Origin of the sequence: Burkholderia sp. Bp9012 (assembly GCF_003853825.1) — a bacterium.
In the GTDB taxonomy this organism is placed as follows: Bacteria; Pseudomonadota; Gammaproteobacteria; order Burkholderiales; family Burkholderiaceae; genus Burkholderia; species Burkholderia diffusa.
In genome coordinates, this window is the sequence record NZ_QTQA01000019.1 from 85,898 (window position 1) to 107,063 (window position 21,166).

At 66.6% G+C, this 21,166-nt stretch carries 24 protein-coding genes; 7 read left to right on the forward strand and 17 right to left on the reverse strand.

The annotated features are described in order from the left end of the window. The first annotated feature begins 86 nt into the window (after nt 1-86). The 7 genes from DIE11_RS24430 (at nt 87) to DIE11_RS24460 (ending at nt 6,599) form a co-directional block, all read left to right on the forward strand. Nucleotides 87-1,592 (forward strand): toluene monooxygenase, encoded by a 1,506-nt coding sequence (locus DIE11_RS24430; RefSeq protein WP_059604973.1) that lies wholly within the window; start codon nt 87-89, stop codon nt 1,590-1,592. Between the two features lie 24 nt (nt 1,593-1,616). Then, nucleotides 1,617-1,877 carry a toluene-4-monooxygenase system B family protein gene (locus tag DIE11_RS24435; protein WP_059605196.1) on the forward strand — a complete coding sequence of 87 codons (261 nt, stop codon included), beginning with the start codon at nt 1,617-1,619 and terminating at the stop codon, nt 1,875-1,877. Between the two features lie 7 nt (nt 1,878-1,884). After that, the gene (locus DIE11_RS24440; RefSeq protein ID WP_059604970.1) at nt 1,885-2,220 is read left to right on the forward strand and encodes a Rieske 2Fe-2S domain-containing protein; all 336 of its coding nucleotides are present in this window, start codon (nt 1,885-1,887) and stop codon (nt 2,218-2,220) included. Nucleotides 2,221-2,238: 18 nt separating this feature from the next. Beyond that, on the forward strand, nt 2,239-2,553 hold the full coding sequence (locus tag DIE11_RS24445; protein ID WP_059604967.1) for an MmoB/DmpM family protein: 315 nt from the start codon (nt 2,239-2,241) through the stop codon (nt 2,551-2,553). Nucleotides 2,554-2,565: 12 nt separating this feature from the next. After that, a complete protein-coding gene (locus tag DIE11_RS24450) occupies nt 2,566-3,552 on the forward strand; it encodes an aromatic/alkene monooxygenase hydroxylase subunit beta (protein ID WP_124627709.1) in 987 nt (328 codons plus the stop codon). A 56-nt stretch (nt 3,553-3,608) separates the two neighbouring features. Next, nucleotides 3,609-4,610, forward strand: a complete 1,002-nt coding sequence (locus DIE11_RS24455) for a 2Fe-2S iron-sulfur cluster-binding protein (protein WP_124627711.1) — start codon at nt 3,609-3,611, stop codon at nt 4,608-4,610. Between the two features lie 210 nt (nt 4,611-4,820). After that, entirely contained in the window at nt 4,821-6,599 is a 1,779-nt protein-coding gene (locus DIE11_RS24460) for a sigma-54-dependent Fis family transcriptional regulator (protein WP_226115330.1), read from the forward strand. A 51-nt stretch (nt 6,600-6,650) separates the two neighbouring features. On the opposite strand, the gene DIE11_RS24465 is transcribed toward DIE11_RS24460, so the two are convergent. The 17 genes from DIE11_RS24465 to DIE11_RS37065 form a co-directional block, all read right to left on the reverse strand. Next, a complete protein-coding gene (locus tag DIE11_RS24465) occupies nt 6,651-8,033 on the reverse strand; it encodes an OmpP1/FadL family transporter (protein WP_124627713.1) in 1,383 nt (460 codons plus the stop codon). A 206-nt stretch (nt 8,034-8,239) separates the two neighbouring features. Next, complete coding sequence (locus DIE11_RS24470; protein WP_124627715.1) at nt 8,240-9,070, reverse strand: alpha/beta fold hydrolase; 831 nt, start codon at nt 9,068-9,070, stop codon at nt 8,240-8,242. Between the two features lie 37 nt (nt 9,071-9,107). Next, nucleotides 9,108-9,302, reverse strand: coding sequence for a 2-hydroxymuconate tautomerase (locus DIE11_RS24475; RefSeq protein ID WP_260437172.1), 195 nt, complete (start codon nt 9,300-9,302; stop codon nt 9,108-9,110). Nucleotides 9,303-9,326: 24 nt separating this feature from the next. Further along, on the reverse strand, nt 9,327-10,115 hold the full coding sequence (gene dmpH, locus DIE11_RS24480) for a 2-oxo-3-hexenedioate decarboxylase (protein ID WP_059604954.1): 789 nt from the start codon (nt 10,113-10,115) through the stop codon (nt 9,327-9,329). Then, nucleotides 10,112-11,158: a 4-hydroxy-2-oxovalerate aldolase gene (gene dmpG, locus DIE11_RS24485; protein ID WP_124627717.1), complete on the reverse strand. Its 1,047-nt coding sequence runs from the start codon at nt 11,156-11,158 to the stop codon at nt 10,112-10,114. Before dmpG ends, dmpH begins: the two co-directional genes overlap by 4 nt. A gap of 45 nt (nt 11,159-11,203) precedes the next feature. Next, on the reverse strand, nt 11,204-12,124 hold the full coding sequence (locus DIE11_RS24490) for an acetaldehyde dehydrogenase (acetylating) (protein ID WP_124627719.1): 921 nt from the start codon (nt 12,122-12,124) through the stop codon (nt 11,204-11,206). Nucleotides 12,125-12,165: 41 nt separating this feature from the next. Next, complete coding sequence (gene dmpE, locus DIE11_RS24495; protein WP_124627721.1) at nt 12,166-12,948, reverse strand: 2-oxopent-4-enoate hydratase; 783 nt, start codon at nt 12,946-12,948, stop codon at nt 12,166-12,168. A 27-nt stretch (nt 12,949-12,975) separates the two neighbouring features. Next, nucleotides 12,976-14,487, reverse strand: coding sequence for a 2-hydroxymuconic semialdehyde dehydrogenase (locus tag DIE11_RS24500; protein WP_124627816.1), 1,512 nt, complete (start codon nt 14,485-14,487; stop codon nt 12,976-12,978). Between the two features lie 60 nt (nt 14,488-14,547). Further along, nucleotides 14,548-14,997, reverse strand: a complete 450-nt coding sequence (locus tag DIE11_RS24505) for a heme-binding protein (RefSeq protein ID WP_124627723.1) — start codon at nt 14,995-14,997, stop codon at nt 14,548-14,550. 20 nt (nt 14,998-15,017) lie between these two features. Then, on the reverse strand, nt 15,018-15,962 hold the full coding sequence (locus DIE11_RS24510; RefSeq protein ID WP_124627725.1) for a catechol 2,3-dioxygenase: 945 nt from the start codon (nt 15,960-15,962) through the stop codon (nt 15,018-15,020). A 25-nt stretch (nt 15,963-15,987) separates the two neighbouring features. Continuing rightward, nucleotides 15,988-16,344 (reverse strand): 2Fe-2S iron-sulfur cluster-binding protein, encoded by a 357-nt coding sequence (locus tag DIE11_RS24515; protein ID WP_059604931.1) that lies wholly within the window; start codon nt 16,342-16,344, stop codon nt 15,988-15,990. A gap of 1 nt (nt 16,345) precedes the next feature. Continuing rightward, a complete protein-coding gene (locus DIE11_RS24520; protein WP_124627727.1) occupies nt 16,346-17,410 on the reverse strand; it encodes an NADH:ubiquinone reductase (Na(+)-transporting) subunit F in 1,065 nt (354 codons plus the stop codon). A 25-nt stretch (nt 17,411-17,435) separates the two neighbouring features. Further along, entirely contained in the window at nt 17,436-17,792 is a 357-nt protein-coding gene (locus DIE11_RS24525; RefSeq protein WP_059604926.1) for a phenol hydroxylase subunit P4, read from the reverse strand. 69 nt (nt 17,793-17,861) lie between these two features. Next, nucleotides 17,862-19,412, reverse strand: a complete 1,551-nt coding sequence (locus tag DIE11_RS24530) for an aromatic/alkene/methane monooxygenase hydroxylase/oxygenase subunit alpha (RefSeq protein ID WP_124627729.1) — start codon at nt 19,410-19,412, stop codon at nt 17,862-17,864. A gap of 38 nt (nt 19,413-19,450) precedes the next feature. Continuing rightward, a complete protein-coding gene (locus DIE11_RS24535; RefSeq protein ID WP_059604920.1) occupies nt 19,451-19,720 on the reverse strand; it encodes an MmoB/DmpM family protein in 270 nt (89 codons plus the stop codon). 36 nt (nt 19,721-19,756) lie between these two features. Next, the gene (locus tag DIE11_RS24540) at nt 19,757-20,752 is read right to left on the reverse strand and encodes a phenol hydroxylase (RefSeq protein WP_124627731.1); all 996 of its coding nucleotides are present in this window, start codon (nt 20,750-20,752) and stop codon (nt 19,757-19,759) included. 16 nt (nt 20,753-20,768) lie between these two features. Further along, nucleotides 20,769-21,155: a phenol hydroxylase subunit gene (locus tag DIE11_RS37065; RefSeq protein WP_260437171.1), complete on the reverse strand. Its 387-nt coding sequence runs from the start codon at nt 21,153-21,155 to the stop codon at nt 20,769-20,771. Nucleotides 21,156-21,166 lie beyond the last annotated feature (11 nt).

A 21,166-nucleotide genomic window follows, 5' to 3' on the forward strand; every position in this document is an offset into this window, starting at 1 on the left:
GCTCAGTCATTCACACCGGCCCCTTGCGCGACACCCTACGTGCGCAGACAACCGGTTCGAACGATCCCAATCAAGGAGACATGACCATGGCGTTACTGGAACGGTCGGCGTGGTACGACATTGCCCGCTCGACGAACTGGACCCCCCGATATGTTACGGAGTCCGACCTTTTCCCCGAGATCATGACTGGCGCGCAAGGCATTCCGATGGAAACGTGGGAAGCCTACGACGAGCCGTACAAGACTTCCTATTCCGAATACGTCCGCATTCAGCGCGAAAAGGATGCCGGCGCCTATTCCGTGAAGGCCGCGCTGGAGCGCAGCCGCATGTTCGAGGAGGCCGATCCCGGCTGGCTGTCGATCCTGAAGTCGCACTACGGCGCCATCGCGCTCGGCGAATACGCCGCCATGAGCGCGGAAGCGCGCATGGCCCGCTTCGGCCGCGCCCCCGGCATGCGCAACATGGCGACGTTCGGCATGCTGGACGAAAACCGCCACGGGCAACTGCAGCTGTATTTCCCGCACGATTACTGCCACAAGGACCGTCAGTTCGACTGGGCCCACAAGGCCTACCACACGAACGAGTGGGGTGCGATCGCCGCGCGCAGCACGTTCGACGACCTGTTCATGTCGCGCAGCGCGCTCGAGATCGCCGTGATGCTGACGTTCGCGTTCGAAACCGGCTTCACCAACATGCAGTTCCTGGGCCTCGCCGCGGACGCCGCCGAAGCCGGCGATTTCACGTTCGCGAGCCTGATCTCGAGCATCCAGACCGACGAATCGCGCCATGCGCAGATCGGCGGCCCCGCGCTGCAGATCCTGATCGCGAACGGCCGCAAGGAAGAGGCGCAGAAGCTCGTCGACGTCGCCATCGCCCGCGCATGGCGTCTCTTCTGCCTGCTGACCGGCACCTCGATGGACTACGCGACGCCGCTGCATCACCGCAAGCAATCGTTCAAGGAGTTCATGCGCGAGTGGATCGTCGGCCAGTTCGAACGCACGCTGATCGATCTCGGCCTCGACCTGCCCTGGTACTGGGATCAGATGATCAACGAGTTCGACTACCAGCATCACGCGTACCAGATGGGCATCTGGTTCTGGCGGCCGACCATCTGGTGGAACCCCGCCGCCGGCATGACGCCGGATTGCCGCGACTGGCTCGAAGAGAAGTATCCCGGCTGGAACGACACGTTCGGCAAGGCCTGGGACGTCATCATCGACAACCTGGTCGCGGGCCGGACGCACCTGACGATGCCGGAAACCCTGCCGATCGTCTGCAACATGAGCCAGTTGCCGATCTGCGCGATTCCCGGCAACGGCTGGAACGTGAAGGACTACCCGCTCGACTACAACGGCCGCACCTATCACTTCAACTCGGAAATCGACCGCTGGGTCTTCCAGCAGGATCCGCTGCGCTATCGCGATCACATGACGCTCGTCGATCGCTTCCTCGCCGGGCATATCCAGCCGCCCGACCTGATGGGCGCGCTCAAGTACATGAGCCTCGCCCCCGGCGAGAGCGGCGACGACGCACATCGATACGCGTGGGTCGAGGCCTACCGCAATCGCGGCAATCAACAGAAAGCCGCGTAAGACGGCCGATCAATGGAGGACGACATGGCACTTTTTCCGGTGATTTCCAATTTCCAGTACGACTTCCTGCTGCAGCTCGTGGCGGTCGATACCGACAACACCATGGACGAGGTCGCGGCCGCGGCCGCGCATCACTCGGTCGGCCGGCGCGTCGCGCCGCGGCCGGACAAGGTCGTGAGGGTGCGGCGCCAGGGCAGCGAGACGTTCTTCCCGCGCGACGCGCGGCTCGGCGAGACGGACATCCGGCCGATGGAAGCGCTCGAGTTCATTTTCTGCGACGCGTGAGGCCGACATGACATTTCACAAAGCATGCACGCTCGACGAGCTGTGGGAAGGCGACATGACCGAAGTCGAGGTCGAAGGGCACGTGATCGTGCTGGTCCGCCCCGAAGGGGGCGAGCCGCGCGCGTTCCAGGGCATCTGTCCGCACCAGGACATTCCGCTCGCGGAAGGCAAGTTCGACGGCCGCGTGCTGATGTGCCGCGCACATCAATGGACCTTCGATGCGAATACGGGCAAGGGCATCAATCCCGGCGACTGCCGGCTCGCGGAATATGCCGTGAAACTCGACGGGGACGACATCCTCGTTGCCGTGGAGGGCGTCGAACCGCTCTTCGCCCATTCCTGACCTGACGTAGGACACACCATGAGTCACGACAACACGGCGGACGCCTATCGCAACAACCGCGTCGGCCCCATCCTGCGCGCGAGCAGCATCACGGCCGGCGTCATCGAAGCCGCCCAGGAAGACAACCCGGACAAGGAGATCCGCATCGACGACAAGCTCGCCTACGTGCGCATCGACACCGACGGCGAACTGGTCCTGCGCCGCGCGACCCTGGAGGCCGCGCTCGGCCGGCCATTCAAGATGTCGGAACTGGAAATCAACCTCAGCTCGTTCGCGGGCCGCATCGAGACGACGGACGACTACGTCCGCTTCTATTACGAAAAGACGCTCTGACCGGAGACCAGCATGACGCAACCCGAAATCCTGAAGCCGCTCAAGACGTGGAGCCATCTGGCCGCGCGGCGGCGCAAGCCGAGCGAATACGAGATCGTCTCGACCAACCTCCATTACACGACCGACAACCCCGACGCGCCGTTCGAACTGGACCCCAACTTCGGGATGGCGCAGTGGTTCAAGCGATACCGCAACGCGTCGCCGCTGCAACACGCCGACTGGAACGCGTTCCGCGATCCCGACGAGCTGGTCTATCGCACCTACAACATGCTGCAGGACGGCCAGGAGACATACGTCTTCGGTCTGCTCGACCAGTTCTCGTCGCGCGGCCATGACACGATGCTCGGGCGCGACTGGGCGGAACACCTCGCGCATCTGTATACCCCCGCGCGCTACCTGTTCCACGCGCTGCAGATGGGCTCCGCCTATCTGACGCAGCTCGCGCCCGCGTCGACGATCTCCAACTGCGCCGCCTACCAGACGGCCGACTCCCTGCGCTGGCTCACGCATACCGCGTATCGGACCAGGGAGCTGTCGCAGGCCTTTCCCGATCTCGGCTTCGCGAGCGGCGAACGTCGCATCTGGGAACAGAGCCCCGCATGGCAGGGCTGGCGGCGGCTCGTCGAGGAAGCGCTCGTCGCGTGGGACTGGGCCGAGAGCTTCGTCGCGCTGAACCTGGTCGCACGGCCCGCCATCGACGAGACCGTGCTGCGCACGCTCGGCCAGACGGCCCGCCACAACGGCGATACGCTGCTCGGCCTGCTGACCGATGCACAACTGGCCGACGCGCAACGGCATCGCCGCTGGGCAGGCGAGCTCGTGCGCATGGCGCTGGAACAGGACGGCAACCGCGCGGTGCTCGCTGCCTGGATCGACAAGTGGGCGCCGCTCGCGGATGCCGCCATCGACGCGTATTGCGATGCACTGCCCGACGCGCAGGATGCGGCAGCGCGTGCGCGCGCGGCGGTCGGCGAATTCCGGCGCGGCATCGGCCTGTGACCGCTGGATGAACCCGGGGCCGGCCCGTGCCGGCCCCCGTAATGCGGAACCTGAAGATGGAACATCAGATCACGATTGAAGGCGGCGCGACATTCGCCGTCGACGCGTCGGAAGACGCGCTGCTGCGCGGCGCATTGCGTGCCGGCGTCGGACTGCCGCACGAATGCAGCGTGGGCGGCTGTGGCGCCTGCCGCTTCGAGCTCGTGTCCGGCGCGATGGACACGCTGTGGCCGGACGCACCGGGCCTCTCCGAACGCGATCGCAAGCGCGGCAAGCGGCTCGCGTGCCAGTCGCGCCCGACCGGCGATTGCACGATCCGCGTGCGCTGCGACGACAGTTACCTGCCCGTCGTCACCCCGTCGCGCCGGGAGGCGGAACTGGTCGCGCGTCGCAGCGTGACGCCGGACATGAGCGAATTCACGTTCCGCGCCCCGGGCGAGGCGGCGTTCCGCGCCGGCCAGTATGCGCTCCTCTATCCGCCTTCGGCACAAGGCGCGCGCGCCTATTCGATGTCGAATCTGCCGAACGGCGACGGCCTCTGGCAGTTCGTCATCCGGCGCCTGCCCGGCGGCGCGGGCAGCAACGCGCTGTTCGACCGTATCGCCATCGGCGAGCGCGTGCTGCTCGACGGGCCTTACGGGCACGCCTACCTGCGCGACGACGACGCCCGCGACATCGTCTGCATCGCCGGCGGCTCGGGGCTCGCACCGATGCTGTCGATCGCACGCGGCGCGCTGGCGCAACCGGGATCCCCGCGTGTCCACTTCTTCTACGGCGCGCGCTCGCAGGCGGATCTCCGCGCCGCGGCGGAACTCGATGCGCTGGCGCACGAACGACTGTCGGTTTCCGTCGTGCTGTCCGCCCCGGATGCGTCGCAGCCATGGCACGGTGCGACGGGCTTCGTCCATGACGAGGCAGAGCGCGGGCTCGCGCAACCGCTCGACCGCTACCGCTTCTACTTCGCGGGCCCGCCGCCCATGATCGAGGCCGTGCAGGACCTGCTGATGCTCCGGCACAAGGTCCCCTTTGCGCAGCTCCACTTCGATCGATTCGTCTGACCCCGTTGCACGTGGCCCGCCCGGGCGGGCCGCGTGTATTCCTCTGCGAATTTCCCGCGCGTAGTTTCACCAATCGCCACGACGACACGCACCCGCTAAGCTGACCCGGGCGATTCGGTCGCAATGCGTGCCGGCATGCATGTTCCCGTGCGCCACATGCATCACCAGCACAGGGGAGCACCGGCCGAACCGGCCGCAAGCGAGGCAAGCATGTCAAGGAGCGAAATGCACGACGGCAAACCGGGTTCCGCGCCCCGGCATCGCGCGGGACATTCTCCGCGCGATGCCGGGCATCCGGAGATTCGCGTTCCCGCCATCCACGACCTCGCAAAGCGTCTGCGATTCGCGCCCCAGCAAGGCAGGATCTGGCTCGACGACCAGCGCATGATGCTGATGCACATCAGTTCGTTCGGCGCGCTGCGCCAGGAGCTGATCGAGAGCCTCGGCAAGGAAACCGCACGCGGCCTCATCACCCGCATCGGCTACCAGGCCGGCACGCACGATGCCGCCATGGCGCGCAAGGTGCGAGCCGGCTTCAACACCTACGACGACTTCCTGGCCGGCCCGCAGCTCGTCTCGCTCGAAGGGATCGTCCACTGCGAACCGATCGCGCTCGACATCGATGTCGAGCGCGGCCACTATTTCGGCGACTTCTATCTGATCGACTCGTCGGAGGCGGAGGCGCACATCGCGAGTTACGGAATCGGCAACGACGCCGTCTGCTGGATGCTGATCGGCTATGCGTGCGGCTATACCAGCTCGTTCATGGGCCGGCCGATCCTGTGGCGGGAAATCGAATGCCGCGGGATGGGGCATGCAAAATGCCGCGTCGTCGGCAAGCCGGTCGAGGAATGGGACGATCCGCAGGACGATCTGCGCTTCCTGCAGATCGGCGATTTCGTCAAATGGTCGCTCGAGCCGCAGACCATGCCGCCGGCCACCAGCCGGATCGCCGAGCGGATCGCGCGCGCGCCCGAGAACAGTTTCGGCGTCGTCGGCATCTCGGCCGGCTTCAACACCGTGTGCCACATGGTCAACAAGGTGGCACCCACGGAGGCCACCGTGCTGTTTCTCGGCGAAAGCGGGGTTGGCAAGGAGGTGTTCGCGAACAACCTGCATCGGCTCAGCAAGCGGGCCGAGAAGCCGTTCGTGGCCGTCAACTGCGCGTCGATTCCGGAACACCTGATGGAATCCGAACTGTTCGGCGTCGAACGCGGCGGCTATACCGGCGCGACCTCGTCGCGGCCCGGCCGGTTCGAGCGGGCCGATGGTGGCACGCTCTTTCTCGATGAAATCGGCACGCTCAGCTTCACCGCGCAGGGCAAGCTGTTGCGCGCGCTTCAGCAGGGCGAGCTGGAGCGCGTCGGCGACACACGGACGCGCAAGATCGACGTGCGCGTGATCGCCGCAACGAACGTCAACCTGCGGGAAGCCGTCAAGGCCGGGCAATTCCGCGAGGATCTCTTTTTCCGCCTCAACGTGTTTCCGATCCAGGTGCCGCCGCTACGCGAACGGCGCGACGACATCCCGCTGATGATGAACTGGTTCCTTCAGCGGCTCGCCAAGAAGCACGACAAGCACATCACCGGCTTTCGCGAGCGCGCGGTCGACGCGATGTTCAACTACGACTGGCCCGGCAACGTGCGCGAACTGGAGAACATGATCGAACGCGCGGTGATTCTCGCCGAGGACGGCGGTGCGCTCGACCTCTGCCACCTGTTCACGACCGGCGAGGAAATCGACGTGTCGTCGTTCATTCTGAAACGCAGTGGCAACATCGCCTTGATGGACGAGCCGGTCGAGACGGCCCTGGCCCCGGCCTCGACCGGCCCCGGCGCCCGCCCCGGGCTCGCCGAAACCGAGGTGGCGATGCTGCGCGCCGCGATCGCCGAGGCGAACGGCAACCTCTCGCTGGCAGCGCGTGTGCTCGGCATCAGCCGGCCGACACTGGCCTACCGGTTGCGCAAGTACGGCATCGCCGCCGAATGACCCGACAAGCGCCGGGAGACGCGGCATCGATGCGCGTCGCCCGGCGTCCGGTCAGAAGCGCTTCTGATATCCGACGACCGCGTTGATTTGCGAGTGCGTTGCGACGATGGGCACCGCGGTGTTCGGCTGGCTGCCGTTCGACAACGTCTTTTGCAGGCCGACCGATAGTGCGAAGCTGACGAGATCGTCCTTGTCGAACGCGTAGGACGCGCCCGCGCTCAGGTGCGTCGTCGGAATCGCCGGAACGACGGCCAGCAACGTGTCGTTCGGTACGGCCTCCTGCGCGTACTGGAACCCCGCACGCAGCGTCAGCTTCGCGTTGTAGCGATATTCCGCGCCGACCGCGAAGACGTTGATGTCGCGATAATTCTGCGGGATCGACAGGTTCAGGTTCGCGCCGGTTCCGGCCTGCGTGAAGCTCATGTTCAGGTCCTTCATCACGCTCGACCAGAACACGCGCTGGTAGTCGGCCGAAACCGACCACTGGTCGTTGAAGCGGTGGCTGATACCTATCGTGAACTGGGCCGGCATCTGGAAGTCCTTCACGACGATGTCGCCGCTCAGCGGAATATTGCCCGCGACCGAACTGACGGCGGTCAGATTCGCATGTCCGGCGCGCAGATCGCCCACGGCGGTCTTGAAGCTGTACGCCATGCCGACCCGTGTGTCGGGCGTCAGCAGATACGTGAGGCCCAGCTTGCCGCCGACACCCCAGGCGTCGGCTCCGCCGCCGACGATGCCGCTGTGCGAAAACCCGACGTAGCCGCCCGACAGGCCGGGCACGCTCAGCAGCGCCGGCACCAGCGACCCGGACACGCGGCGCTGCGCGGCCAGCGTGCCGATCTGGGACACGTCGAGCAGCGATCCCAGGTTGAGCGAGGTCCAGACGACGTCCAGCGACGCCCCGACCGTCAACCGGTCGTTCACGTTGTACGCCGCGGACAGCGGGACGCGCAGCACCAGCAGCCGCGAAAACTGGTCGAGCCCGGTATCGACGTTGTTGGTCGCCGTCCGCGACAGGAAACTGCTGCCGCCGAATTGCGTACCGAGCCCGCCTTCGGCGAACGCGCCGATGCCGAACGCATAGTTCGCGCGACGACAGACGACGGCCAGCTGCGGCGCGAAATACGGCCCGTTGTTGTTGCCGTGATTGCCCGACGTGGCGCCCTCGCCGGTCGACGCGTTCTTCACGTGAATGTTGGTCGTGACCACGTCGAGCCCGAGGTCCACATAGCGCCCCTCGGTCATCAGGCCGAGCGTGGCCGGGTTCAGCATCATCGCCGCCCCGCCGACGTCGTAGGCCACGCCGGTCCCGCCCATCGCGCGCGAGACCGGACCATAGCCTTCGAGATTGAACACGTCGGTCGCACGCGCATGCGTGCCCCATGCCGCGGCGCATGCCACGACCGCCAATCGAACATACATGCCTTTCACGGACGTCTCCTTACCCATTTATAATTAAATAGTGCTAATCGTTTAGAAAGCTGCTATCCATCGCTTGAAATTGCGCCCGGCTCGCGATCAGCGGGATCTCGCCGGCCTCCGTCCGGCAATCCGCACGATCACGACATGCGATTCCTCGTGCCCCACCCAACCTGGCGCGCGCCGTCGCACGGCATACCGTCGTCGGCGCGGGTCGATCAGTCCGTCGACTCGCTGAAATGATCGATCACCAGCCGGTTGAACCGCGCCGCATGCTCGATCTGCGTCCAGTGTCCGCAGTTGCCGAACACGTGCAGTTGCGCGTTCGGCAGCAGTTCCAGCAGCCTCATCGAGCTGTCGAGCGGAATCACGCGATCCTCGCGGCCATGGACGATCAGTGTGTCGTGCGGCAGCGCGCGCAGTTTCACCTCGTCGCTCGCGAGCGCATCGACCCAGCGCTGGCGCGGGGCCGGAAACATGTTCGCGAACGCTTCCTGGTAGCCGGGCCGCACGCTCGCGTCGTAGCGCAGCTTCGCGAGCTCGTCGTTCACGAGCGTGCGATCGAACGCGAAGATGTCCAGCAGGCCGCGCATGTTCGCGATCGACGGCGTGTAGCCCCACACCGCGTCGAGCCCTTCGGTCAGCGTGAAGCGCGTGCCGGCCGCGCCCATCAGCACGAGCCGGCCGACACGCTCCGGCGCCCGGATCGCCAGCGCGAGCGCCAGCGCGCCGCCGAACGAATTACCGATCACGTGCGCGCGCTCGACGCCGAGCGCATCGAGCAGGCCGAGTGCGTGGTCGACCCAGTGGTCCATCGAATACACGTAATCGCGCGGCCGCTCGGTTTCGCCGAATCCGGCCATGTCCGGTGCGATCACGCGAAACTGCTCGGCGAGCGCGGGCATCGTGAGCCGCCAGTTCGCGTAGGCCGTGACACCCGGCCCCGAACCGTGGATCAGCAGCACGGGCGGCCCGTCGCCGACGTCGTGATAGTTGGTGTCGAGGCCGCCCGCGACGATCCGGCGGCCCAGTTCGGGATTGGTTGACATGACGTCCTCCAGTCGATTTTCGATGGTGCGCGGCGCATCAGCGCCCGCGCTTCTTCGCGCTCTGCCCGCCGATCCCGAAGTGCCCCTTCGGCATCTCGGTGATGATCACGCGCACCGATTCGAGCGGTGCGTCGAGCGAGCGATGGATGGCTTCGGTGACTTCGGCGATCAGGCGTTCCTTCTTGTCGTCGTCGCGGCCTTCCAGGATGTACAGATGTGCTACCGGCACGATGGCCTCCCTTTGCGTTCGGAACGTTCAGATGAATCGCAGGCCGACCGACCCGATGTCCTGCACGCGCAGCGTCACGTTGTCGCCGGCCGCGACGGCCACCGCCTCCGTGATGCCGCCCGACAGGATCAGGCTGCCCGCCGGAATCGATTCGCCGCGCGCCCCCAGGTGATTCGCGAGCATCGCGATCGCGGCGGCCGGATGCCCGAGCACGGCCGCACCGGCGCCGAACGCGACCGGCAGCCCGTTCTTCTCGAGCACGATGCCGAGCGTGCGCAGGTCGACGCCGTCCACAGCCAGCGGCCGGCCGCCCGCGACGAAGCGCGCGGCCGACGTGTTGTCGGCCACCACGCTCTTCAGGTCGAATTTGAAGTCGCGGTAGCGGCTGTCGATCACCTCGATCCCGGCGACGACGAAGTCCGTCGCGGCGAGTACCGCGCCGACATGGCAGCCGGGCCCCTTCAGTTCGGCCTTCGTCACGAATGCGATCTCCGGCTCCACCTTCGGATGAATCAGCGCGGACGTATCGCACTCGCCGCCGTCCGGCAGGTCATGGACGTCGGTCAGGAAGCCGAACACGGGCGTGTCCACCCCCATCTGCCGCATCTTCGCGTGCGACGTCAGGCCAGCCTTGTAGCCGACGATCCGCGCGCCGCGCGCAAGCTGCCGGCGGCGGATCGCATCCTGCACCGCGTACGCGTCGTCCCAGTCCATCTCCGGATGACGGTCGGTGATCTTCGGCGTGTCGCGCGCCTCGCGCATGCAGTCGTCGAGATGCGCGGCCAGCGACTCGATCGTGTCGGTCGTCAGATTCATGCGGCCTCCCGCTTCGGTTGCGCCGCGCGCGCCTTCGCGAGCGTCAGCGCGGTGTCCTCGATCATGTCCTCCTGCCCGCCGACCATGCCGCGCCGGCCGAGCTCGACGAGGATGTCGCGCGCCGGAATCCCGTACTTCTCGCCCGCGCGCTTCGCGAACAGCAGGAACGAGCCGTACACGCCCGCATAGCCGAGCGTCAGCGCGTCGCGGTCGATGCGGATCGGGAAGTCCATCATCGGCACGACGAGATCCTCGGCGACGTCCTGGATCTTCCACACGTCGATGCCGGTCTCGATGCCCATCCGCTCGCAGACGGCGACGAACACTTCCAGCGGCGTGTTGCCCGCGCCGGCGCCGAGCCCCGCCGCCGCGCCGTCGATCCGGTTCGCACCGGCCTCGATCGCGGCGATCGAGTTCGCGACGCCCATCGCGAGGTTGTGGTGGCCGTGGAAGCCCAGTTCCGTTTCAGGCAGCAGCGCGTCGCGCACGGCTGCCAGGCGGGCCTTCACGTCGTCGGGCAGCATGTAGCCGGCCGAATCGGTGATGTAGATGCAGTTCGCGCCGTACGACTCCATCAGCTTCGCCTGCTTCACCAGCCCGTCGGGGCTGTTCATGTGGCTCATCATCAGGAAGCCGACGGTATCCATGTCGAGCTTGCGCGCCATCGCGATGTGCTGCTCGGAGACGTCCGCCTCGGTGCAGTGCGTCGCGACGCGAATCGTATGCACGCCGAGCGCGTGCGCCTCCTTCAGGTGGTCGACGGTGCCGATGCCCGGCAGCAGCAGCGCCGACACCTTCGCGCGCTTGAGCAGCGGGATCACCGCGCCGAGGTATTCCGCGTCGGTATGCGCGGGAAAGCCGTAGTTGACCGACGAGCCGCCGAGGCCGTCGCCGTGCGTAACTTCGATCAGCGGCACGCCGGCCGCGTCGAGCCCGCTCGCGATCGAGCGCATCTGGTCGAGCGTCATCTGGTGACGCTTCGGATGCATGCCGTCACGCAGCGTCATGTCGTGGACGGTGATTCGTTTGCCTTTGAGATTCATTGCCGTTCCTTTCTTGTCCGGTCGTGGAAGTCGCGTCTGCCGGCGTCAGGCCGCCTGGGCGGCCGATGCCAGCGTGAGGCGTCCGGCCAGCAGTTCCTCGGCGAACATCTCGGCGGTGCGCGCGGCGGCGGCCGTCATGATGTCGAGGTTGCCCGCGTATTTCGGCAGGTAGTCGCCGAGACCTTCGACCTCGAGATAGACCGACACGCGGTTGCCGTCGAACACCGGCCCGTTGACGAGCCGGTAGCCGGGCACGTAGCGCTGCACGTCGGCGATCATCGCGTGCACCGATTCGACGATGCGCGCTTCGTCGGGCGCGGTTTCGGTCAGGCAGTGCACGGTGTCGCGCATGATGAGCGGCGGGTCGGCCGGGTTGATCACGATGATCGCCTTGCCCTCGTTCGCGCCGCCGACCTGCGCGACGGCCGCGGCCGTGGTGCGCGTGAATTCGTCGATGTTCTTGCGGGTGCCGGGGCCGACCGAGCGCGACGACACGGTCGCGACGATCTCGCCGTACGCGACCGGCTGCACGCGGGAGATCGCGCGCACCATCGGAATCGTCGCCTGGCCGCCGCACGTGACCATGTTCACGTTCATCTCGCCGGAGCCGATGTGATCCATCAGGTTGACGGGCGGCACGCAGTACGGGCCGATCGCGGCCGGCGTCAGGTCGATCATCAGCACGCCGAGCGCGTTCAGCTTGCGGCTGTTTTCCGCGTGGACGTATGCGCTCGTCGCGTCGAACGCGATCTGCACGCCGTCGGCCTGCACATGCGGCAGCAGGCCGTCGACGCCGTCCGAGGTGGTCTTGAGGCCGAGTTCGCGCGCGCGCTTCAGGCCATCGGAATCGGGATCGATGCCGACCATCCACACGGGTTCGAGCACGGGGCTGCGCATCAGTTTGGCGAGCAGGTCGGTGCCGATGTTGCCGGGACCGATCAGCGCGCAACGGATCTTTCGGGTCATGGGGAATTCCTCGTTTGCGTGGAAAGGGGAACGGGCGGCGCTCACGCGAACCGCACCGAACACGCGCCGATCCCGCCGATCGACACGCGGAAGTTGTCGCCGCGCCCGACCGGCGCCATCGCTGCGAGCGCGCCGGACAGAATCACTTCGCCGGCCTTCAGCGGGATGCCGAGGCGGCCGAGCGTGTTGGCGAGCCATGCGACGGCATTGACCGGCGAGCCGAGCGCGGCCGCGCCGGCGCCGGTGCCGATCACGTCGCCGTTCTTCTCGAGCACCAATCCGCAGGTCGACAGATCGACGCTGCGCGTGCTCACCGCCCGGTCGCCGAGCACGAACACGCCGCACGACGCGTTGTCGGCCACCGTGTCGCCGATGCGGATCTTCCAGTCGCGGATGCGCGAGTCGACGATCTCGAAGCACGGCATCACGCACTCGGTCGCGGCGAGCACCATCGCGTTCGTCACGCCCGGGCCGAGCAGGTCGCGCTTCAGCACGAACGCGATCTCGCCTTCGGCCTTCGGCTGGATCAGCGTGTCGAGCGCGATGCATTCGCCCTCGCCGTACACCATGCCCGACAGCAGGTAGCCGAAGTCGGGCTGGTAGACGCCGAGCATGTCCATCACCGCCTTCGACGTGACGCCGATCTTCTTGCCGATGACGGTCTCGCCGGCATCCAGGCGGCGCTGCACGAAGCGCTGCTGGATCCGGTACGCGTCGTCGACCGACAGGTCCTCGTGCTGCGACGTCAGCGGCGCGATGGGCTCGCGCGACGTCATCGCGTCGTACAGCCGGTCGCCCAGCGTGGTAATCAACGTGGAGTCCATAAGAGTTTTCCGGTCATTAACAGAGGGTCAGAGCTTGATGCAGACGTTGCGGAGCTCCGTGTAGAACTCGAGCGAATGCACGCCGCCCTCGCGGCCGATGCCCGATTGCTTGGCGCCGCCGAACGCGGTACGCAGGTCACGCAGGAACCATGAATTGACCCACGCGATGCCGACGTCGATCGACGCCGCGACGCGGTGCGCGCGCGACAGGTTGGTCGTCCAGATCGCGGTCGACAGCCCGTACGCATTCGCGTTCGCGCGGCCGATCACCTCGGCTTCGGAATCGAACGGCATCACGAGCGTGCACGGCCCGAAGATCTCGTCGCGCGCGATCGGCGAATCGTCGCCGAGGCCGGTCCAGATCGTCGGCTGCACCCACGCGCCGCCGCGCAGGTCCTCCGGCATGTCGGGCACGCCACCGCCCGTCACGACCGTCGCACCGAGTTCGGCCGCCTTGCGGTAATACGACAGCACCTTGTCGCGATGCTCCTGGCTGATGAGCGGGCCGAGGCCGGTCGACTCCGCTTCCGGGCGGCCCGGCCGCAGCCGTTCGGCGCCGGCCTTCAGCGCGGCGACGAAACGCTCGAACAGCGGACGCTCGACATACACACGCTCGGTGCCGAGGCACACCTGCCCCGCGTTCGCGAAGCACGAGCGCAACGTGCCCTCGACGGCCGCATCGAAATCGCAATCGGCGAACACGATCGCCGCGTTCTTGCCGCCCATCTCGAGGCTGACGGGCCGCGCGCCGTCGGCCGCGGCTTTCATGATCGCCGCGCCGGTGCGCGTCTCGCCGGTGAACGTGATCGCGTTCACACCCGGATGGGTCGTCAGGAATTCGCCGGCCGAGCCGGGCCCGAAGCCGTGCACGACGTTGTAGACGCCGCGCGGCACGCCGGCCGCGTTCATCACCTCGCCGAGCAGCGCGGCCGTCTGCGGCGTCTCCTCCGACGGCTTCACGACCACCGTGTTGCCGCACGCGAGCGCGGGCCCGACCTTCCACGTCATCAGCAGCAGCGGCAGATTCCACGGGCAGATCACGCCGACCACGCCGACCGGCCGGCGGATCGCGTAGTTGAGCGCGCCCGCACCGTCCGGCGTCGCCATCTCGAAGGTTTCGCCGGGCACGTTCTTCACCACGTCGGCGAACACCTTGAAGTTCGCGGCGCCGCGCGGGATGTCGATATGGCTGGCGAGGCTCACCGGCTTGCCGGTGTCGGCCACTTCGGCTTCGAGGAAATCGTCGAAGCGGCGCGTGATGCCGTCGGCCACCGCATACAGGAGCTCGACGCGCTGCGCGACGGTCAGGCCGCCCCACGGGCCGGCCAGCGCCGCGCGTGCGGCCTGTACCGCCGCGTCGACATCCGCGCGGCTCGCTTCGGCGACGCGCGCGATCACCGCGTTGTCGAGCGGCGAGCGCTTGTCGAACCAGCGTTCGCCCGCGCGATAGTCGCCGTCGATGAAGTTGCGGACGAGCCGCGGTTCCGGCTGCCCGCCGGCGGGGCCGCGTGTCGCGGCGATGGGTTCGGTGTCGTACATGATGTGTGTGCCGATAGTCGTCAATCCGTGGGTTCGTGGAGCGCGTTTGCGTGCCGTGCGTCATGGCCCGCCGAAGCCGGCCGCATCGAGCCCCGCGTTCGCGCATTGCTCGTCCTGCGCCTCGCTGCCGCCCGATACGCCGATGCCGCCGATCAACGCGCCGTCTTCGACGATCGGCAACCCGCCGCCGAATGCGACGAAGCGCGGCCGCAGCACGAGGCCTTGCCGCACCGCGTCCGAGTGCGACGCCAATGCGGCGTGCCACGCGCCGGTGGGCAGACCGAAGCTCGCGGCCGTGTACGCCTTGTCGATCGCGATATCGATCGAATGCAACGGTGCGCCGGGCATGCGGACGAATGCCGCGAGCAGTCCGGCCGCATCGACGACCGCGACGTTGACGCGCACGCCGAGCCGTTCGGCGGCCTCGGCCGCCGCCTGCGCCGCGCGTGCCGCGGCGGGCCAGTCGATCGCGCGCGTGTCGATGCTGCGGTTCGTGTCGTTTCGATCCATGACGCTGGGCTCCTTGCGGCTCAGGTGTAGACGGTCGTGAACGCTTCGTTCAGCTCGCCGGAGTGGTAGAAGATCCCGCGCCCGAGCTCCTCCTCGGTCCACGTCGTGACCGGGCGATCGGGTTGCGCGAGATAACCCAGCCCCGCGAACGTCTCGTTGCGGTTGCCGCTCGGATCGAAGAAATAGATGGTGGTGCCGCGCGTGATGCCGTGCCGCGTCGGCGCGACGTCGATCTTCACCTTGTTCTTCGCCATGACGTCGGCCGACTTCAGCACGTCGGCCCAGTCGTCGAGGAAGAACGCGATGTGATGCAGGCCGTTGCTCGGGCCGCCGACGAACGCGATGTCGTGCGGCGTCGTGCTGCGGAACATCCACGTCGCGGCCCGGATCGTGTTGCCGGGGCCGACCATCACCTGTTCCGCCAGATGGAAGTCGAGACACTCGGCCATGAAGCGCGTGTTCTCCTCGACACGGTTCACGCCGGTTTCGGGGTTCAGTTCGCACATCAGCAGGCAGTGGTCGAGCCAGTGCACGGCCGAGCCCGGAACATCGTCGGGCCACGGATCGGGGTTCAGCGAGCCGACCGCGGTGCCCACCAGCTCCTTCTTCGCGAACAGCCGCAGTTCGTGCCCGCTCGGCAGCAGGAACCGCAATTGACGGCCAACCGCCGGCAGCGCGCCTTCGGGCAGCATCTCGGTCGCGATCCCGTATGCCTCGATACGCTGCTGGAACGCGTCCAGGTCGGCGTCGTGCTCGACCTTGTACGCGGCGTGCTTGAGCCCCGCCTGGTCGGACGGCGACAGGATCAGCGAATACTTGTCCCATTCGTCCCAGCATTTCAGATAGACGTTGCCCGCCGCGTCGCGCATCGTCTCCTGCATGCCGAGCACGCGCACGTAATGACGCAGCGCCGCTTCCATGTCCATCACCTTCAGACTGACATGACCAATACGCATCACACCCATGATGTGTCTCCTCCTGGTTTCCTGGTTACTTGTCGATCGTCGGCGCGCCGGCACGGGCCGCGCCGCAGAAGAACGGCTTTTTCAGCCGGCCAGCCACTTCCAGTTCCACGTCGCCGTCCGGCACCACACGGCACGCGAGCGCATAGCCGTCGTTCTCCTCTTCAGCGCTGACGTGTGCCCGGCTGACCGGCCCGAGCTTGCGCACCGCGCCGCGCAGCACGCGCACCTTGCACACGCCGCACCCGCCGTTCAGGCAGCCGACCGGAATGCCGCGCCGGCCGAGCTTCGCCATGCCGGCCAGCAACGACTCGCCCGACACGCACGCATAGCGCTCGTCGGTCTGCGCGATCCTGACCGTCCCGCATACGCGACCCGCATCCATGTCACACCCGCCGGAACAGCGGGCTGCGCGTCTGTTGCGCGTCGGCCGCCGAGATGAACTTCTCGTGATAGATGTCGCGCTCGAACAGGCGCCCCTGCATCAGCGTCGTGATGCACGCGTCGATCATCGCGGGCGGGCCGCACAGGTATGCCTGGTGCCCCGAGAAGTCGCCGTCGAAATGCGCCTTCGCGACGTCGTGCACGAACCCTTGCGCGACGTCGCCGCCGGCATCCGGCGCGCCTTCGGACAGCGCCGGCACGTACGTGAAGTTCGGGTGGCGTTCCGCGAGCGCGCGGAATTCGTCGTGGTAGTACAGCTCCTTCGCGTTGCGCTGGCCGTAGACCAGCGTGATCGGCGCGGTGACGCCGCTGGCGAGCAGGTCCGCGATCATCGAGCGCGGGCTCGACAGCCCCGATCCGCCAGCCATGAAGATCATCGGCCGCGCGGCCGAGCGACGCACGAAGAAGCGCCCGTACGGGCCCGACAGCCGCATGCGGTCGCCGGTGGCCAGCTGCTCGTGCAGGTAGCCGGTGCCGAGCCCGCCCGGCACCTGCCGCACGTTCAGCTCGATCTCGCCGGTGGCCGCGACGTCGGCCGGCGCGTTCGCGATCGAGAACGCGCGGCTCTGCCCGAGACCGGGAATCTCCAGCTGCACGTACTGTCCCGCCTGGAAATGCATCGGCTGCGACAGCTTCAGCCGGATCGACTTGATGGTTGGCGTGAGCTGCTCGATGCGCGTCACTTCAGCCGCGAAGTCCTTGACCGGAATGATTTCCGCGTCCGGTTCCTCGTCGACGTCGGCCTCGATCACGGTGTCGGCCTGCAGCGTCGCGCAGCACGCGAGCGCCTTGCCTTCCTCGCGCTCGAAATCCATCAGCGCGAACGGGTTCGCGTCGCCGAGATCGGTCTCGCCGTCGAGCACCGCGACCTTGCAGGTGCCGCACAGGCCGTGACAGCACGCATGCGGAATGTAGATGCCCTGGCGCAGCGCGGCATCGAGCATCGTCTGTCCTTCCTCGACCTCGATCGTGACGCCCAGCGGCTCGATGGTAAGTTGGTGGCTCATGATGGTTCGCTCGTCCGCGTGGCGGTCAGAAGCTCGCGCCGCCGAGGCCGTCGAGGCCCGGCGTGCGGAAGCTGATCAGGTCCTTGTGCCCGAGGCCGTTGTCGGCCAGGCTCTTCGCTGCGTCGGGCGTCCACGGCTCACCGGAGCGAAACCACTCGACGCGGCCCCAGTCGATCTTCGCGAAGTCGGGGTGATAGCCGTAGATGGGTGGCAGCACGTCGCGCGCGAGCGCGCCGAACGGCATGTCGGGCGGCAGCGGCAGGCAGAACGGCGCCGGGAACATCAGGTGGTCTTCCCAGCACACGTAGAGCAGCGGCGCCGGAAACTTCTCGACCGCGTCCTTCACCGGGAAGTCGTAGGGTTTGAGCGCGATGACGGTCATGCTTGTCTCCTGTCGGCCGGCGTTTGCGCATTCGCGCGTACGCCGGTCTCGTTCAAGGTTGTGTATCGATCAGTTGCTCGTGGCCTGGCCGCGCCAGGCCGCGAAGTTCTTCTGGTCTTCCGAGCCGTCGAAATCGAGGTTGTCGCGGCCCATCTGCACTTCGTAGTAATCGAGCACCGCGGCGAGCGGATCGAAGCCTTCCGCGCTCGGGTCCGCATCGGGCGGGAAGCAGTTGCCCTGATAGATCTGGTGCACGGGCAACCACGCCTGCACGTACTTCTGCGGCTCGTGGTCGAAGATTTCCTTGCAGTGATCGCTGCAGAAATGGAACTTGTTGCCGAGGTAGTTCGACTCGCGCGCGCCGATCTTCGTCGGGTTGCCGGGCTCGGTGAACAGCATCGGGATCTGGCAGGTCTGGCACAGCATCGGCAGCGTCTTCATGTAGAAGCGGTTGCCGGCCTTCGCCTGCTCTCCCCAGTAGTCGAAGCGCGGGCGGTAATAGCGGTCGAACGAGTCGGGATACTTCGCGGACAGCCACGCCATCTCGTCCTCGGTCGGCACCCACGTGTGGAACGCCGACGCCGCGTTGAAGCCGTAGAATGTCGACCATGCCTGGTGGCTGATGTGGTCCTTGCCTTCGCAGGCGTCCTGCCAGCCCTTCGGCTCGCGAATGCCGTAGCGCGCGAGATCCTTGAACAGCGCGCCGCCGTTCTGCTCCGCGTACATCTCCCACGACTCGCGCCAGCTCATCACGCGCTTCGGCTGCATGTAGTCCATCATCATCGCGACCAGCGTGAGCAGCCGGTAGCCGCGCCAGAACCACTTGTCGATCCAGCGCTGCACGATCGGCACGTTGTCCGGGTCCTGCTCGAGCAGGAACTTGATGCACTCGATGCCGAGCGTCATGTGACGCGATTCGTCCGACTGCGCGGAAAAGCCGAACGTGACGGTGGACATGTCGCCGTTGTAAGCGGCGCCCGACATGAACGGCACGAACAGCAGGTTCGTCAGCACGTATTCGAACGAGAAGCTGACCGCCGTCAGGAACTCGAACGGCCCCGACGAATACGCGTCCTCGAAGAACGACTTCGGCACCGACAGGTACCAGACGCGGTCGAACCAGTGGTTCGAATGATGGAAGCCGTTGAAGAACTTGTTGTACGTCGACATCGCGTGCGTTTCGGTCTGGTAGTGCCGCAACTCGTCGATCGACTGCATCTGGCACGCGATGCGCGCGCCCTCGCCGGTGAAGTGCCGGCCGACGTGCGCGAAACCGCGATGCGCGAGATATTCAAGCGGCGTCACGCCCTGGATGAACAGCTTCAGCGCGTTGATGTAGCGCGCGTCGGTCACGCCGAGGAACGCGTTGTTCTGCGTGAACGCATCGAGCACCGCGTACAGCTTCTTCTCCTTCTCGCCCTGGTATTTCCAGTACGCATCCATCGTCAGGCGGAACGGGTCGACCCACTTGTCCCAGTCGTGGATCTTGATGCCTTCGTAACGGTCGTACGGGAAGACCTTGTCCATCGGCTGGTAGGTCGTCTCCCAGCCGAGGCCGCGCGTCATCGCCGCGTAGCGGTCCTTCAGGCCGAGCTTTTTCTTGAGCGTTGGCGTGTCCATTCGTGTCTCCGGTGTTGTCGGTGCGTGTTGCGCGGCGTTCAGTGCGACCAGCTCAGCGTGAACTGGTCGTCGTCTTCGTCGATGTGGCCGGACAGCGTGATCAGGTTCACCTGCAGCTGCTGCAGGTCGAAGCGCGTGCCGGTCAGTTCCTCGATCGTTTCGCGGCGGATCGTCAGCCGGTCCGGCGCGTCGATCTTGACCATCCCGGGCGACTCGACCACCACCGCGTGCGGGTTGTCGGCGACGATCGCGTCGACGATCGGTCTGGAGTCCTCATTTGTCTGAAAGGCGATGAATACGTTCGACATGCTGGCTTTCCTTGGATTGAGGGGATATGCGCGGCGTCAGAGCGCGAGGCCGAGCTTTGCGACGCGTGCATGGAACTGCTCGCGCACTTCGTCGAGCGCTGCCCGGCCGGCATCCTCCAACGCGCGCGCCGCGACCGGTGCGAGCGCCGCGTCGGCCCGTGCGGACCAGTCTCGGGTCCAGCGGGCGAGCAGCGCGCGGTTGTCGTCGGACTCCGCGGCCATGGTCTTCACGACCGCGTCGATCCAGCGATTCGATTCGGCGTGCCATTCCGGCATGAACGCGGTGAGCATCGCGACCGCCGAGCCGCCCGCGAGCGCGATCCGTTCGTCGATGAAGCGGTCGTAGACGAGCGGATACAGCAGGCCGTCGAGCGCGAGGTTCTGCGCAACGAAAAGCTCGACCGGGTCGGCCACGACCAGCGTGTCCTCCACATAGCGGCGCAGCGGCTGCCATGCGGCGTCGTTCGTCCAGCTGGCCTTGGCCGCATCGAGCACGTCGGGCTCGGCCATCGCGAGCGCGAGGCGCGTCAGGTACTGCGCGACGCCGAGGTTGTCCATCGCATGGAACATCGCGGGCGCGGTGAACGCGGTACCGTAGCCGAGCGCGCAGATCTGCGCGTTGTTCATGTTCGCGCCCCACGCGGCATGGCGCAGCGGCACCAGCACGTCGAGCGCCTGCGCGGCCACGTCGTCGCGCATCAGGCCAATCATCCGGCGCGATTCGACGAACTCGAAGTTCGACTCCATCGCGTCCTGCTGGCGCGCGCGCGTCGTCGCCCACGACGCGTAGTAGAACTGGCGCGGATCCTTCAATGCGTACCAGTTCGCCATCCGTATCGCCGAACGCGACGGATCGAAGATCTCGTGGTCCGGGTCCCAGGTCGGCCGGTAATGGAAGTTCGCCTGGGGCTGTGCGCCCATCATGCCTTCCTGGTAGCGCGTCGCCGTCTTGTCGCCGCCGATGTTCTGCGCGACATGCGCGAAGGTGTGCCGGAGCGGCTTGATGTCGACTGTCTTCAGCTCGATGGTCACTTCTTGCTCCTCAAGGTCATGGGTTCGCTTCGACGTCGAGCCGCGTCACCTGCTGTTCGCGGCAGAACGCGTCGAAGGCGGCAGGAGACAACGTCAGCTCGACGAACAGATCCGGCGCGCCGCCGAGCGAAAACTCGAATTCGACGAAGCCGCGCACGTTCGTGCCGGTCACGCGCGCGCACTTGCGGCCAGGGTCGAGCGGGGAAAGATCGGTCGGGTGCTGATTCATGATCGGTGTCGCCTCCATGCCGCACTTCAATGCAGCATCCGTGCCACGTGCGGGCACGCGCTCAAAAAATCTCGATAATTGAGGGAAAGCCCTGACGCGAAGTTCAAATTCGCGATCCACAATGGCGGTTAACCAGAACGGAAATCGCTCGTCGGCGACCGCGCCTGAACCCATATCCGGTGGCG